The 12,158-nt window shown below is 72.2% G+C and carries 15 protein-coding genes; 9 read left to right on the top strand and 6 right to left on the bottom strand.

Annotation, left to right across the window (positions count from 1 at the left end; all coding sequences use genetic code 11):
* Positions 1-59: 59 nt before the first annotated feature.
* A complete protein-coding gene (gene moaA / locus ABT403_RS10830) occupies positions 60-1,049 on the top strand; it encodes a GTP 3',8-cyclase MoaA (protein ID WP_344154694.1) in 990 nt (329 codons plus the stop codon).
* Positions 1,050-1,124: 75 nt separating this feature from the next.
* On the opposite strand, the gene ABT403_RS10825 is transcribed toward moaA, so the two are convergent.
* Both ABT403_RS10825 and ABT403_RS10820 read right to left on the bottom strand, forming a co-directional pair.
* Positions 1,125-1,352: a hypothetical protein gene (locus ABT403_RS10825; protein ID WP_344154697.1), complete on the bottom strand. Its 228-nt coding sequence runs from the start codon at positions 1,350-1,352 to the stop codon at positions 1,125-1,127.
* 138 nt (positions 1,353-1,490) lie between these two features.
* Positions 1,491-1,823 (bottom strand): DUF3099 domain-containing protein, encoded by a 333-nt coding sequence (locus ABT403_RS10820; RefSeq protein ID WP_344154700.1) that lies wholly within the window; start codon positions 1,821-1,823, stop codon positions 1,491-1,493.
* Between the two features lie 136 nt (positions 1,824-1,959).
* Here ABT403_RS10820 and ABT403_RS10815 point away from each other — a divergent pair, with 136 nt between their 5' ends.
* Complete coding sequence (locus ABT403_RS10815) at positions 1,960-2,238, top strand: GlsB/YeaQ/YmgE family stress response membrane protein (RefSeq protein ID WP_344154703.1); 279 nt, start codon at positions 1,960-1,962, stop codon at positions 2,236-2,238.
* Positions 2,239-2,316: 78 nt separating this feature from the next.
* Here ABT403_RS10815 and tyrS read toward each other — a convergent pair whose 3' ends face one another.
* Genes tyrS through ABT403_RS10800 form a run of 3 tightly spaced genes read right to left on the bottom strand, consistent with a single transcriptional unit; the run spans position 2,317 to position 6,585 of the window.
* On the bottom strand, positions 2,317-3,585 hold the full coding sequence (tyrS, locus tag ABT403_RS10810) for a tyrosine--tRNA ligase (RefSeq protein ID WP_344154706.1): 1,269 nt from the start codon (positions 3,583-3,585) through the stop codon (positions 2,317-2,319).
* Positions 3,586-3,637: 52 nt separating this feature from the next.
* Positions 3,638-5,026: a metallopeptidase TldD-related protein gene (locus tag ABT403_RS10805; RefSeq protein ID WP_344154709.1), complete on the bottom strand. Its 1,389-nt coding sequence runs from the start codon at positions 5,024-5,026 to the stop codon at positions 3,638-3,640.
* Positions 5,023-6,585, bottom strand: coding sequence for a TldD/PmbA family protein (locus tag ABT403_RS10800; RefSeq protein WP_425580138.1), 1,563 nt, complete (start codon positions 6,583-6,585; stop codon positions 5,023-5,025). The genes ABT403_RS10805 and ABT403_RS10800 overlap by 4 nt, the downstream gene beginning before the upstream one ends.
* A 146-nt stretch (positions 6,586-6,731) precedes the next feature.
* On the opposite strand from ABT403_RS10800, the gene fabG reads away from it, so the two are divergent.
* The 3 genes from fabG to ABT403_RS10785 all read left to right on the top strand — a co-directional run bounded on the left by fabG (position 6,732) and on the right by ABT403_RS10785 (position 8,889).
* Positions 6,732-7,451 (top strand): 3-oxoacyl-[acyl-carrier-protein] reductase, encoded by a 720-nt coding sequence (fabG, locus tag ABT403_RS10795; protein ID WP_344154712.1) that lies wholly within the window; start codon positions 6,732-6,734, stop codon positions 7,449-7,451.
* Positions 7,452-7,456: 5 nt separating this feature from the next.
* A complete protein-coding gene (gene fabI / locus ABT403_RS10790; RefSeq protein ID WP_344154715.1) occupies positions 7,457-8,227 on the top strand; it encodes an enoyl-ACP reductase FabI in 771 nt (256 codons plus the stop codon).
* A 212-nt stretch (positions 8,228-8,439) separates the two neighbouring features.
* Positions 8,440-8,889, top strand: a complete 450-nt coding sequence (locus ABT403_RS10785) for a hypothetical protein (RefSeq protein WP_344154719.1) — start codon at positions 8,440-8,442, stop codon at positions 8,887-8,889.
* Between the two features lie 6 nt (positions 8,890-8,895).
* On the opposite strand, the gene ABT403_RS10780 is transcribed toward ABT403_RS10785, so the two are convergent.
* The gene (locus ABT403_RS10780) at positions 8,896-9,573 is read right to left on the bottom strand and encodes a FadR/GntR family transcriptional regulator (protein WP_344154722.1); all 678 of its coding nucleotides are present in this window, start codon (positions 9,571-9,573) and stop codon (positions 8,896-8,898) included.
* Positions 9,574-9,677: 104 nt separating this feature from the next.
* Between ABT403_RS10780 and ABT403_RS10775 the strand changes: the two genes are divergently transcribed.
* The 4 genes from ABT403_RS10775 (at position 9,678) to ABT403_RS10760 (ending at position 12,138) form a co-directional block, all read left to right on the top strand.
* Positions 9,678-10,961: a CynX/NimT family MFS transporter gene (locus tag ABT403_RS10775; protein WP_344154725.1), complete on the top strand. Its 1,284-nt coding sequence runs from the start codon at positions 9,678-9,680 to the stop codon at positions 10,959-10,961.
* A gap of 5 nt (positions 10,962-10,966) precedes the next feature.
* Positions 10,967-11,086: an SGM_5486 family transporter-associated protein gene (locus ABT403_RS10770; RefSeq protein ID WP_344154728.1), complete on the top strand. Its 120-nt coding sequence runs from the start codon at positions 10,967-10,969 to the stop codon at positions 11,084-11,086.
* A gap of 169 nt (positions 11,087-11,255) precedes the next feature.
* Entirely contained in the window at positions 11,256-11,483 is a 228-nt protein-coding gene (locus ABT403_RS10765) for a hypothetical protein (protein ID WP_344154732.1), read from the top strand.
* Between the two features lie 133 nt (positions 11,484-11,616).
* Positions 11,617-12,138 (top strand): SixA phosphatase family protein, encoded by a 522-nt coding sequence (locus ABT403_RS10760; protein WP_344154735.1) that lies wholly within the window; start codon positions 11,617-11,619, stop codon positions 12,136-12,138.
* Positions 12,139-12,158 lie beyond the last annotated feature (20 nt).

The raw sequence follows: 12,158 nt of genomic DNA, 5'->3' as shown, positions 1-12,158 counted from the left end.
AGGGTCGCGTACGCTCGATCCATAGAACCTCTAGATCCGGACAGGGGAGGGGGGCCACAGTGCTTCTCGACACGTACGGCCGCGTGGCCACTGACCTGCGCGTCTCGCTCACCGACCGGTGCAACCTGCGCTGTACCTACTGCATGCCCGAAGAGGGCCTGCAGTGGCTGGGGAAGTCCGATCTGCTGAGCGACGACGAGATCGTCCGGCTGATCCGCATCGCCGTCACGCAACTGGGCATCACCGAGGTCCGCTTCACCGGCGGCGAGCCGCTGCTGCGGCCGGGCCTGGTCGGCATCGTCGAGCGGTGCGCCGCCCTGGAGCCCCGCCCCAAGATGTCGCTGACCACCAACGGCATCGGCCTCAAGCGCACCGCCCAGGCGCTCAAGGCCGCCGGCCTGGACCGAGTGAACGTTTCTCTCGACACCCTGCGCCCCGAGGTCTTCAAGACCCTCACCCGCCGCGACCGCCACCACGACGTGATCGACGGCATGGCCGCCGCCCGCGAGGCCGGCCTCACCCCGGTCAAGGTCAACGCCGTCCTGATGCCCGGGCTCAACGACGACGAGGCCCCCGACCTGCTCGCCTGGGCCGTGGAGAACGAGTACGAGCTCCGCTTCATCGAGCAGATGCCGCTCGACGCCCAGCACGGCTGGAAGCGCGACGGCATGATCACCGCCGGGGACATCCTCCAGTCCCTGCGCACCCGCTTCACCCTCACCGAGGAGGGCTCCGAGGAGCGCGGCTCCGCCCCCGCCGAACGCTGGGTGGTCGACGGCGGCCCGGCCACGGTCGGGGTCATCGCCTCCGTCACCCGACCCTTCTGCGGCGCCTGCGACCGCACCCGGCTCACGGCCGACGGCCAGGTCCGTACGTGCCTGTTCGCCACCGAGGAGTCCGACCTGCGCTCGGCGCTGCGCTCGGGCGCCCCGGACGAGGAGATCGCCCGCCTGTGGAAGGTGGCGATGTGGGGCAAGAAGGCCGGCTCCGGCCTCGACGACCCGTCCTTCCTCCAGCCCGACCGCCCGATGTCGGCGATCGGCGGCTGACCGCCGCCCCCGCACACGGACGAGGCCCCCTCCCCGCACCGGGGAGGGGGCCTCGCGGCGTTCCGGGGGGACGGCTCAGCGCTCCGAGCCCTCCGGCTGCACCCACTCGTCCAGCTTCACGACGTCCTTGAGGAAACCGCGCACGCCCAGGAACTGCGACAGGTGCTCACGGTGCTCCTCGCACGCCAGCCAGGTCTTGCGCCGCTCCGGCGCGTGCAGTTTCGGGTTGTTCCACGCCAGGACCCATACGGCCGCGTCGCGGCAGCCCTTGGCGGAGCAGGTGGGGGTTTCGGAAGAGGTCACGGGCCCCACCCTACAAACGGAAGGGCGACGCCGGGCAGCCACGGGGGGAGCTGCCCGGCGTCGGTCCGTCGCTCCGACGGGGGATGCGGAGCGCGTAGGCAGTATGTCACGCAGGACCGGGTGCGGTGCACCGGAACTTCATGATTGATCTGAGCTTTTCCTGAGGTTCCCCGGCTCCAGTGCGGGGCGCACAGGGGCGGGTACGAAGTGCGACGGCAGCGAGGGCGTCGACTCGCGCCCGGCGTTCGCGATGACCACCGCGATGTAGGGGAGCAGGAGGCCGGCCGCGAGCGTCACGATGGCCACATGGCGTTCCACGTTCCACAGGATCACCGTGGCGATCACCGAAAGGGTCCTGATTCCCATCGAGATCACGTACCGGCGCTGGCGCCCCCGTACGTCCTCCGCGAGTCCCATGCGGGCACCGGTGATCCGGAAGACCTCGGCCCCGTTCCGCTTCGTCCGCTGCATGCCACCACCGTACGCCGCCCCTGAGACGGCGGGGAGGAGGGGGTCCCGCCCGAACGGAGCCGCCCGAGGTGCGCGGTCCGCCCCGCGGACCCAGACTGGCCCCACATGCGCACACCGCGCCGCGAGGAGGCTCGACATGTCTTGGTTGTGGGCGATCATCGTCGGTTTCGTGCTGGGCCTCATAGCCCGGGCCATCCTGCCGGGCAAGCAGCACCAGCCGCTCTGGCTGACGACCATCTTCGGCATCATCGGCGGCATCCTCGGCAACGCCGTCGCGACGTGGATCGGAGTCCACGACACCCGGGGCATCGACTGGATCCGCCACCTGCTCCAGCTCGCCGGAGCCGTGGTCGTCGTCGGCCTCGGCGACATGCTCTACCTGGCCCTCAAGGGCGGCAAGCGCCGTACGGCGTAGCCCCGCCGGCCCGGCCCGGCCATGACGAAGGGGCCGGCACGGACGCGATGTCCGCGCCGGCCCCTCGCCGGGGTGCCGTCAGGCGCCGGTCACCTCGACCGCCGCCAGGTTCTTCTTGCCGCGGCGCAGCACCAGCCAGCGCCCGTGCAGCAGGTCCTCCCGCGCCGGGACCGCGTCCTCGGCGGTGACCTTCACGTTGTTCACGTAGGCGCCGCCCTCCTTCACGGTCCGGCGCGCGGCGGACTTGCTGGCGACCAGGCCGGTCTCCGCGAACAGGTCCACCACGAGGCCCGGCTCGGCCACCTTCGCGTGCGGCAGCTCGGACAGGGCCGCCGCCAGGGTGGCCTCGTCCAGGTCCGCCAGCTCGCCCTGGCCGAACAGCGCCTTCGACGCCGCGATCACGGCGGCGCACTGGTCCGCGCCGTGCACCAGCGTGGTCAGCTCCTCCGCGAGAGCCCGCTGCGCGGCCCGCGCCTGCGGGCGCTCGGCGGTCTGTGCCTCCAGCTCCTCCAGCTCCTCACGGGAGCGGAAGGAAAGGATGCGCATGTAGGTGGAGATGTCCCGGTCGTCCACGTTCAGCCAGAACTGGTAGAACGCGTACGGGGTGGTCATCTCCGGGTCGAGCCAGACGGCCCCGCTCTCGGACTTGCCGAACTTGGTGCCGTCCGCCTTGACCATCAGCGGGGTCGCCAGCGCGTGCACCTGGGCCTGCGGCTCCAGGCGGTGGATCAGGTCCAGGCCGGCCGTCAGGTTGCCCCACTGGTCCGAGCCGCCCTGCTGGAGGGTGCAGCCGTAGCGGCGGTACAGCTCCAGGAAGTCCATGCCCTGGAGCAGCTGGTAGCTGAACTCGGTGTAGCTGATGCCCTGGTCGGACTCCAGCCGCTTGGCGACCGAGTCCTTCGTCAGCATCTTGTTGACGCGGAAGTGCTTGCCGATGTCCCGCAGGAACTCGATCGCGGACATGCCCGCGGTCCAGTCCAGGTTGTTGACCATGACCGCCGCGTTCTCGCCCTCGAAGGACAGGAACGGCTCGATCTGCGTGCGCAGGCGCGTCACCCAGTTCGCGACGGTCTCCGGGTCGTTCAGCGTCCGCTCGGCCGTCGGCCGCGGGTCGCCGATCTGCCCGGTCGCCCCGCCGACCAGCGCCAGCGGGCGGTGGCCCGCCTGCTGGAGCCGGCGCACGGTCAGCACCTGCACCAGGTGTCCCACGTGCAGCGAGGCGGCCGTCGGGTCGAAGCCGCAATAGAACGTGACGGGACCGTCCGCGAAGGCCTTGCGCAGCGCTTCTTCATCGGTGGACTGGGCGAACAGCCCGCGCCACTTCAGTTCGTCGACGATGTCCGTCACGGTCTCTCGACTCCTTACGAATTGTGGAAATGCCGTGTTCAGTCTAGGTGCGTCAGACGCCCTTGCTGACCGAACTCATGTTGAAGTCCGGGATGCGGACAGCGGGCATCGCGGCGCGTGTGAACCAGTCGCCCCACTCGCGCGGCAGCGTCTTCTCGGTGCGTCCCGCCTCCGAGGCCCGCGACAGCAGGTCCACCGGGGACTCGTTGAAGCGGAAGTTGTTCACCTCGCCCGTGACCTGCCCGTTCTCCACCAGGTAGACCCCGTCCCGGGTCAGGCCCGTGAGCAGCAGGGTGGCCGGGTCGACCTCGCGGATGTACCAGAGGCAGGTCAGCAGCAGACCCCGCTCGGTGGACGCGACCATCTCCTCCAGCGACTTGTCCCCGCCGCCCTCCAGGATCAGGTTCCCGAAGGCCGGCGACAGCGGCAGCCCGGTCAGCCCGGCGCTGTGCCGGGTCGTGGTCAGCCGGGCCAGTTCGCCGCCGCTGATCCACTCGGTCGCCGGCACCGGCAGGCCGTTGTCGAACACCGAGGCGTCGTCGCCGGAGCTGTGGGCGATCACGAACGGCGCGGATTCCAGGCCCGGCGCGTTCGGGTCGCTGCGCAGGGTCAGCGGCAGCCGCGAGAGCCGCTCGCCGATCCGCGTGCCGCCGCCCGGCTTGGAGAAGACCGTCCGGCCCTCCGCCGCGTCCCGGGCCGCCGCCGACCACATCTGGTAGATCAGCAGGTCGGCCACGGCCGTCGGGGGCAGCAGCGTCTCGTACCGCCCGGCGGGCAGCTCCACCTTGCGCTCGGCCCAGCCGAGGCGGACGGCGAGCTCCGCGTCCAGGACGGTCGGGTCGACGTCCTTGAAGTCGCGGGTGGCGCGCCCGGCCCAGGCGGAGCGGAGCCGGTCCGGGGACTTGGCGTTGAGCTCCAGGGTGCCGTTCGGCTGGTCGTGGCGCAGCCGCAGGCCCGTCGAGGTGCCGACGTACGTGGAGACCAGCTCGTGGCTGGCGAAGCCGTAGAGCTCCCGGCCGCCCGCCCGGGCGCGGGCGAAGGCCTCGCCGAGGGCCGGGGCGAAGTCCGCGAACACGGCCGAGGAGGTCTCGTCCGGCGCGTCGGTGAAGTCCGGCGAGGCCGGGGTCCCGGTCACCAGCGGCTGGGCGTCCTCGGCGGGACCGGCGGCCCGCGCGGCCGCCTCGGCGGCCCGTACGAGCGGCTCCAGGTCGGCGGCGGTGACGGCGGAGCGCGAGACGACCCCCGAGGCCGTCCCCTGGCCGCCGTCGACGGTGGCGATGACGGTGAGGGTGCGGCCGCGGGTGACTCCGTTGGTGGTCAGCGCGTTCCCGGCCCAGCGCAGGTTGGCGCTGGACTCCTCGTCGGCGATGACGACGCAGCCGTCGGCGGTGGACAGCTCCAGGGCCCGCTCGACGATCTCGTGGGGCTTCGTACGGCTCATCGGCCGGCCTCCTGGGTGGTGTTCAGGATGTTCACGTCGCGGAACAGGGCCGACGGGCAGCCGTGGGAGACCGCCGCGACCTGGCCCGGCTGGGCCTTCCCGCAGTTGAAGGCGCCGCCCAGGACGTAGGTCTGCGGGCCGCCGACCTTCTCCATCGAGCCCCAGAAGTCGGTGGTCGTCGCCTGGTAGGCGACGTCGCGCAGCTGCCCGGCCAGCCGGCCGTTCTCGATCCGGAAGAAGCGCTGCCCGGTGAACTGGAAGTTGTAGCGCTGCATGTCGATCGACCAGGAGCGGTCGCCGACCACGTAGATCCCGCGCTCCACCCCGCCGATCAGGTCCTCGGTGGACAGCCCGCCCGGGTCCGGCTGGAGCGAGACGTTCGCCATCCGCTGGACCGGCACGTGCCCGGGGGAGTCGGCGTAGGCGCAGCCGTTGGAGCGGCCGAGGCCGGTCAGCTTCGCGATCCGCCGGTCGGTCTGGTAGCCGGCCAGGGTGCCGTCCTTGACCAGGTCCCAGCTCTGGGCCTCGACGCCCTCGTCGTCGTAGCCGATGGTCGCCAGGCCGTGCTCGGCCGTGCGGTCGCCGGTCACGTTCATGATCGAGGAGCCGTACTTGAGGGTGCCCAGCTGGTCGAAGGTGGCGAACGAGGTGCCCGCGTACGCCGCCTCGTAGCCCAGGGCCCGGTCGAGCTCGGTGGCGTGGCCGATGGACTCGTGGATGGTGAGCCAGAGGTTGGACGGGTCCACGACCAGGTCGTAGCGGCCCGCCTCGACGCTGGGGGCCCGCATCTTCTCGGCGAGCAGCCCCGGGATCCGCTCCAGCTCGCCGTCCCAGTCCCACCCGGTGCCGGTCAGGTACTCCCAGCCACGGCCGGCGGGCGGGGCGATGGTGCGCATGGAGTCGAACTCGCCGGTGGTGGCGTCGACGGCGACGGCGGTCAGCTGCGGGTGGACGCGCACCCGCTGCTGGGTGGTCGTGGTGCCCGCGGTGTCGGCGTAGAACTTGTTCTCGTGGACGGCGAGCAGCGAGGCGTCCACGTGCGCGACGCCCTCGGCGGCCAGCAGCCGCGCGCTCCAGTCGGCGAGCAGGGCCGACTTCTCGGCGTCCGGCACGTCGAAGGGGTTCACGTCGTAGGCGGAGATCCAGGTCTTGTCCGCGTGCACCGGCTCGTCGGCGAGCTCCACCTGCTCGTCGGAGCCCGCGGCCTTGATGACCTGGGCCGACAGCTTCGCCATGGCCACGGCCTGCGAGGCCACCTTGGCCGCGGCGTCCATGGTCAGGTCCACACCGGACGCGAAGCCCCAGCTGCCGCCGTGCACCACCCGGACCGCGTAGCCGAGGTCGGTGGTGTCGGAACCGCCGGAGGGCTTGGCGTCGCGCAGCCGCCAGGAGGCGCTGCGGATCCGCTCCAGGCGGAAGTCGGCGTGGTCGGCGCCCAGCGCGCGCGCCCGCGCGAGCGCCGCGTCGGCGAGCGCCCGCAAGGGCAGCGCGGTGAAGGCCGCGTCGATGGAATGGGCCACGGGGGTCCTCCCGGGTTCGGGGACGGTCTGCTCGATCATGTCGCGATCCGGGCTCAGCTGACCACAGGTTTCTGTAGGTATTCGACAGAGCGCGTCGCAAGGCCCTGTCGGAGCCCGATTCTCCGGATGCCGCACGGGACCTATAGGTTTTTGCTACTCAGACAGCTAAGCGAAAGGGTGATCCGTTGAGCCGCTCGGTTCTCGTCACCGGAGGTAACCGGGGCATCGGCCTCGCCATCGCCCGTGCCTTCGCCCAGGCCGGCGACAAGGTCGCGATCACGTACCGCTCGGGAGAGCCGCCGCAGGAGCTCGCCGAGCTGGGTGTGCTGGCCGTGCGCTGCGACATCACCGACTCCGAGCAGGTGGAGCAGGCCTACAAGGAGATCGAGGCCAAGCACGGCAACGTGGAGGTGCTGGTCGCGAACGCCGGCATCACGAAGGACACGCTGCTGATGCGGATGTCCGAGGAGGACTTCGCCTCCGTCGTCGACACCAACCTCACGGGCACCTTCCGTGTCGTCAAGCGGGCCAACCGTGGCATGCTGCGGGCCAAGAAGGGCCGTGTGGTCCTGATCTCCTCGGTCGTCGGCCTCCTGGGCGGCGCCGGCCAGGCCAACTACGCCGCCTCGAAGGCGGCGCTGGTGGGCTTCGCCCGCTCGCTCGCCCGCGAGCTGGGCTCCCGCAACATCACCTTCAACGTCGTCGCCCCCGGTTTCGTGGACACCGACATGACGAAGGTGCTCAGCGACGAGCAGCGCGCGGGCATCCTGGCGCAGGTCCCGCTGGCGCGTTACGCGCAGCCCGAGGAGATCGCGGCCGCCGTGAGCTTCCTGGCGTCCGACGACGCCGCGTACATCACCGGAGCCGTCATTCCCGTTGACGGCGGATTGGGCATGGGTCACTGATCACCATGAGCGGAATTCTCGAGGGCAAGCGGATCCTCATCACCGGCGTGCTGATGGAGTCCTCCATCGCCTTCCACGCCGCCAAGCTGGCCCAGGAGCAGGGCGCCGAGGTCATCCTCACCGCCTGGCCGCGCCCGTCGCTGACCGAGCGCATCGCCAAGAAGCTGCCCAAGCCGGTCAAGGTGATCGAGCTCGACGTCACCAACGACGAGCACCTGGCCCGTCTGGAGGGCCTGGTCCGCGAGGAGCTCGGCGGCCTCGACGGGGTCGTGCACTCCATCGGCTTCGCCCCGCAGGACGCGCTCGGCGGCAACTTCCTGAACACGCCGTTCGAGTCGGTCGCCACCGCGATGCACGTCTCGGCGTTCTCGCTGAAGTCGCTGACCATGGCCTGCAAGCCGCTGTTCCCGGCGGAGGGCGCGGCCGTGGTCGGCCTCACCTTCGACGCGCAGTTCGCCTGGCCGCAGTACGACTGGATGGGCCCGGCCAAGGCCGCGCTGGAGGCCACCAGCCGCTACCTCGCCCGTGACCTGGGCAAGGAGAACATCCGCTGCAACCTGGTCTCGGCCGGTCCGCTCGGCTCGATGGCCGCGAAGTCCATCCCGGGCTTCTCCGACCTGGCGGACACCTGGAACCACCGCTCCATGCTGGAGTGGGACATGAGCGACCCGGAGCCCACCGGCCGCGGCGTCGTGGCCCTGCTGTCGGACTGGTTCCCGAAGACCACGGGCGAGATCGTCCACGTGGACGGCGGCCTGCACGCGATGGGCGCCTGATCCCCGGATCACCTCTGTACGGCGGTGGCCGTGCCTCCCTCCGGGGAGGTGCGGCCACCGCCGTTTCCGTCGTACGGGGCACGGGCCGCGAGGGCGTCACCGATCAGACGTTCGCCGTCCGACCGGATCTTTCCGAGTCGAAAACCGGGACACATGCCTGCAAACTGACCTGGCCGGGATCTTCCCGGCGGGTTCGGGGAGGAGGTACGGGCGTGCGCGCGAGGCCGAGCCGAGCGGTGGCGCTGCTGGTCACCGCGGTGGCCCTGACCGGACTCCTGATCCCCGGGGCGCTGGAGAAGCCCCGCGGTCCGGGGCCCGCCCTTGGCCCCGAGACGGCGGCCCAGGCCTCGGTGGACCTCGCCGAGATCCCCGCCGAACCACCCGTACGGCCCGAACCGCCCGCCGGCCGCGAGCTCTACGGCTCCGACTGCGACACCGAGATCGACGGCTCGCAGGTGATCGCGTACTGCCACAACGGCTACCCCGAGACCGACCTGCTCCGCCTCCACGTGGAGTGCGAACGCTGGTGGGACGTGGACGGGGACAGCGCCCTCGTCCCCCTGGACCCCGCCGGCCGCACCCGGCTGACCGGCCGCTGCTGGAAGGAGGTCCGCACGGCCTGGGTCAGCCACCAGCGCCCCTCGGCCGGCCCCGGCGCCTGAGGCGGCCTAGCGCGCGCCCTTGCCGAGGCAGACGAACGGGTAGCCCGCCGCCTCCGAGGCGGCCGTGTCCCCGTCCCCGCGCCGGATCGCCTCGATCAGGCGGGCGTGGTCCAGATGGGCGGACGGGTCCAGCTCCGTGCCGACGTCCGCGCGCAGCCACTCCGCCACCAGGTCGCCCAGGTCCGCGTACAGCTCGATCAGCACCTCGTTGTGGGAGGCCGTCACCACCGCCATGTGCAGGGCGACGTCCGTGCTCACGAACAGCTCCGCGTCCCCGCTCGCCCAGGCCTCCTCGCGCCGCGCCAGCAGCGCGTCCAGCTGCACCAGGTCCCGTTCCGTGCGCCGCTCGGCGGCCAGCCGGGCCGCCGAGGACTCCAGCGTCGAGCGCAGCTCCGCGATGTGCCGGGGGTCGGCGCCCGCGAAACGCCGGTGCATCACCCCGGCCAGCTCGCTCGTGGCGAGCACGTACGTCCCCGAACCCTGGCGGATGTCCAGCAGCCCGTTGTGTGCGAGGGCCCGGACCGCCTCCCGCACGGTGTTGCGGGCGACGCCCAGCAGCTCCACCAGCGCGGGCTCGGTGGGGATCCGGCTCCCGACCGGCCACTCGCCGGAGGTGATCTGGTTCCTGAGCTGGGCGATCACCTGGTCGACGAGCGCGGAACGCCGGGGCGAGGTCAACGGCATGCGGACGGGGCCTTTCGAGGACTGCCGGACAGGAGGCGGAACGGGCTCAAGTGTGACAGCAGCGAACTGGACAACCAATCATCCCATGATTCTATGATGGCGGGATGCGCGACGAAGACCTTCAGACCCTGAGCCGCCCGGCGACCCCGAGCGGCTCCCCGGGACGCCCCGCCACCTCCCCGGCCGCCGGCCCCACCTGGCTCGGCCCCGTGCTCGTCGTCGGCATCGTGCTGGCCGCCCTCAACCTGCGGCCCGCCATCACCAGCCTCGGCGCCCTCTTCGAGGAGGCCCGCACCGGCCTCCACATGAGCGGCACCGTCGCCGGACTGATCACCTCCGTCCCCGCGCTCTGCTTCGCCGTCTTCGGCGTCACCGCCCCCCGGCTCTCCCGCCGCTTCGGCCCCGCCGCCGTCGTCTGCGCCGGCATGGCCGCCGTCGCCGCCGGCCTGCTGATCCGGCCCTTCGCCGACGGCGCCGCCGCCTTCCTCGCCGCCAGCGCCCTGTCCCTGGCCGGCATAGCCCTGACGAACGTGCTGCTCCCGGTCATCGTCAAGCGCTGGTTCCCCGACCGCGTCGGCACCATGACCGGCCTCTACTCCATGGCCCTGGCCGCCGGCACCTCCCTGGCCGCCGCCACGACCGTCCCGCTGACCTCCGCCCTCGGCGGCGACTGGCGCACCGGCCTGCTGGTCTGGGCCGTCCTCGCCGTGGCCGCCGTACTGCCCTGGCTGCCCGTCGTCGCCGCGAGCCGCCCCGAGAAGGCCGCCGCGCCCGCCGCCGTACGGGAGGACGCCGGCCCCTCGGTCGTGCGCAGCCGCACCGCCTGGGCCCTCGCCTGCTACTTCGGCCTCCAGGCCACCGGCGCCTACGTCACCATGGGCTGGCTCCCGCAGATCTTCCGCGACGCCGGGGTCTCCGCCTCCACCGCCGGAGTGCTGCTCGCCGTCACCATGGTCATGGGCGTCCCGCTGGCCTTCGTCATCCCCGGCCTCGCCGGACGGATGCGCCACCAGGGCCCCATCGCCGCCGTCCTCGGCGTCTTCGGCCTCGTCGGCTACCTCGGGCTCCACCTCGCCCCCGCCGCCGGAGCCTGGGCCTGGGCCCTCCTCCTCGGCGTCTCCAACTGCGCCTTCCCGCTCGTCATCACGATGATCGGACTGCGCGCCAAGTCCCCGGCCGGGGTCGTCAAGCTCTCCGCCTTCGCCCAGAGCACCGGCTACCTGATCTCCATCCCCGGCCCCCTGGTCATCGGCACCCTCTACCAGCACACCGGCGGCTGGGACCTGCCGCTCGCCCTCATGGCCGGCCTGCTCGTCCCGCAGATCGTCCTCGGCGTCCTCGCCGGACGGGACCGCACGATCGAGGACGAATGCGGCATGCGAGACTGAGCGGCATGTCGCCCGTACTCGAACCCAACCCCCAGGACAGCCACAAGAAGCTCGGCCTCGTGCTGGGAGCGATGGCCCTCGTGACCGTGATCGTGGCCGTCATCGCCACCCTCGCCTCCCCCTGACGTACCGCCCGCCGGCCCGGCCCGCCCCCGGTGGTGGGGATAACCCCACCATCCCCTAGGGGGCCAGGATCAGGGTCGGCTGGGGTGTGCCCCGGATGGGAGACGCCGCACCGGATCCATAGATTCGAAGCAGCGAGACAGTCCCCAGCCGAAGAACCCGGAGGCGGCCATGCCGGCCACCACGCACACCCCGTCCCTCCCCGCCCGGTCCGTCCGGCGCCCCGGCGCGTACGCCCACACCAGCGCCCGGCTGCACTGGTGGACCCTGGCCCTGCCCGCCCTCACCTTCGGCCTGCTCCTGCTGCTGCTCGCCGGCTCCGGCCAGGCCCAGGCGGCCGCCGGCGAGCCCTCCGGACTGGTCCAGGTCACCCGGGAACTGCTCCACGCCGTCGTCTGACCGGCGCCCCGGCGCGGCCCCGCGCACCCCGCGCCGCAAGGCGCCCCGCACGCGCCGGAGCACGCCCTCCCGCGCGGGGGACGGCCCCCCAACACCCTGAGCCCCGTGGCCCGTTTCATGCGAAGCTGGCCCCATGAGCGCCGACACACCCCGCAGGATCGCCCTCCTCCGGCACGCCAAGGCCGACTGGCCCCAGGTGTCCGACCACGACCGCCCGCTGGCGGAACGCGGCCGCAGGGACGCGCCCGCCGCCGGCCGGAAGCTGGCCGAGACCGGCATCACCTTCGACCTGGCCCTCTGCTCCACCGCCGCCCGGACCCGCGAGACGTGGAAGCTCGCCGTCCAGGAACTCCCGTACCGGCCGCGGACCGTCTACGAGGAGCGGGTCTACGACGCCTCCCCGGGCGAGCTCATCGCCCTGCTGAACGAGACCCCCGACGAGGTCGGCGACCTCCTCGTCATCGGCCACAACCCCGGCATGCACGCCCTGGCCGAGATCCTCTCCGGGCGCGCCGAGGGCGACACCCAGGCCCGGATGAACCGCACCGGCTTCCCGACCGCCGCGCTGGCCGTCGTCTCCTTCACCGGCTCCTGGAAGTCGCTGGAGCCCGGCGTGGGCACCCTGCTGGACTACTGGACCCCGAAGGAACACTGACCGCCGCGCCCACGGGCCCG

It is taken from the genome of Streptomyces sp. NPDC000075 (assembly GCF_040301925.1).
Classification (GTDB): domain Bacteria; phylum Actinomycetota; class Actinomycetes; order Streptomycetales; family Streptomycetaceae; genus Streptomyces; species Streptomyces polychromogenes.
The sequence above is the reverse complement of the archived record's forward strand: the minus strand, read 5'-3'. Positions and strand labels throughout refer to the sequence as shown.

Bases quoted from the DNA above. Each gene is read 5' to 3' on its own strand.
- ABT403_RS10775 (WP_344154725.1), top strand. From the start codon at position 9,678: ATGCGCGACGAAGACCTTCAGACCCTGAGCCGCCCGGCGACCCCGAGC.
- fabI (WP_344154715.1), top strand. From the start codon at position 7,457: ATGAGCGGAATTCTCGAGGGCAAGCGGATCCTCATCACCGGCGTGCTG.
- ABT403_RS10820 (WP_344154700.1), bottom strand. From the start codon at position 1,823: ATGCAGCGGACGAAGCGGAACGGGGCCGAGGTCTTCCGGATCACCGGT.
- ABT403_RS10780 (WP_344154722.1), bottom strand. From the start codon at position 9,573: ATGCCGTTGACCTCGCCCCGGCGTTCCGCGCTCGTCGACCAGGTGATC.
- ABT403_RS10765 (WP_344154732.1), top strand. From the start codon at position 11,256: ATGCCGGCCACCACGCACACCCCGTCCCTCCCCGCCCGGTCCGTCCGG.
- ABT403_RS10800 (WP_425580138.1), bottom strand. From the start codon at position 6,585: ATGATCGAGCAGACCGTCCCCGAACCCGGGAGGACCCCCGTGGCCCAT.
- ABT403_RS10815 (WP_344154703.1), top strand. From the start codon at position 1,960: ATGTCTTGGTTGTGGGCGATCATCGTCGGTTTCGTGCTGGGCCTCATA.
- ABT403_RS10805 (WP_344154709.1), bottom strand. From the start codon at position 5,026: ATGAGCCGTACGAAGCCCCACGAGATCGTCGAGCGGGCCCTGGAGCTG.
- ABT403_RS10770 (WP_344154728.1), top strand. From the start codon at position 10,967: ATGTCGCCCGTACTCGAACCCAACCCCCAGGACAGCCACAAGAAGCTC.
- ABT403_RS10760 (WP_344154735.1), top strand. From the start codon at position 11,617: ATGAGCGCCGACACACCCCGCAGGATCGCCCTCCTCCGGCACGCCAAG.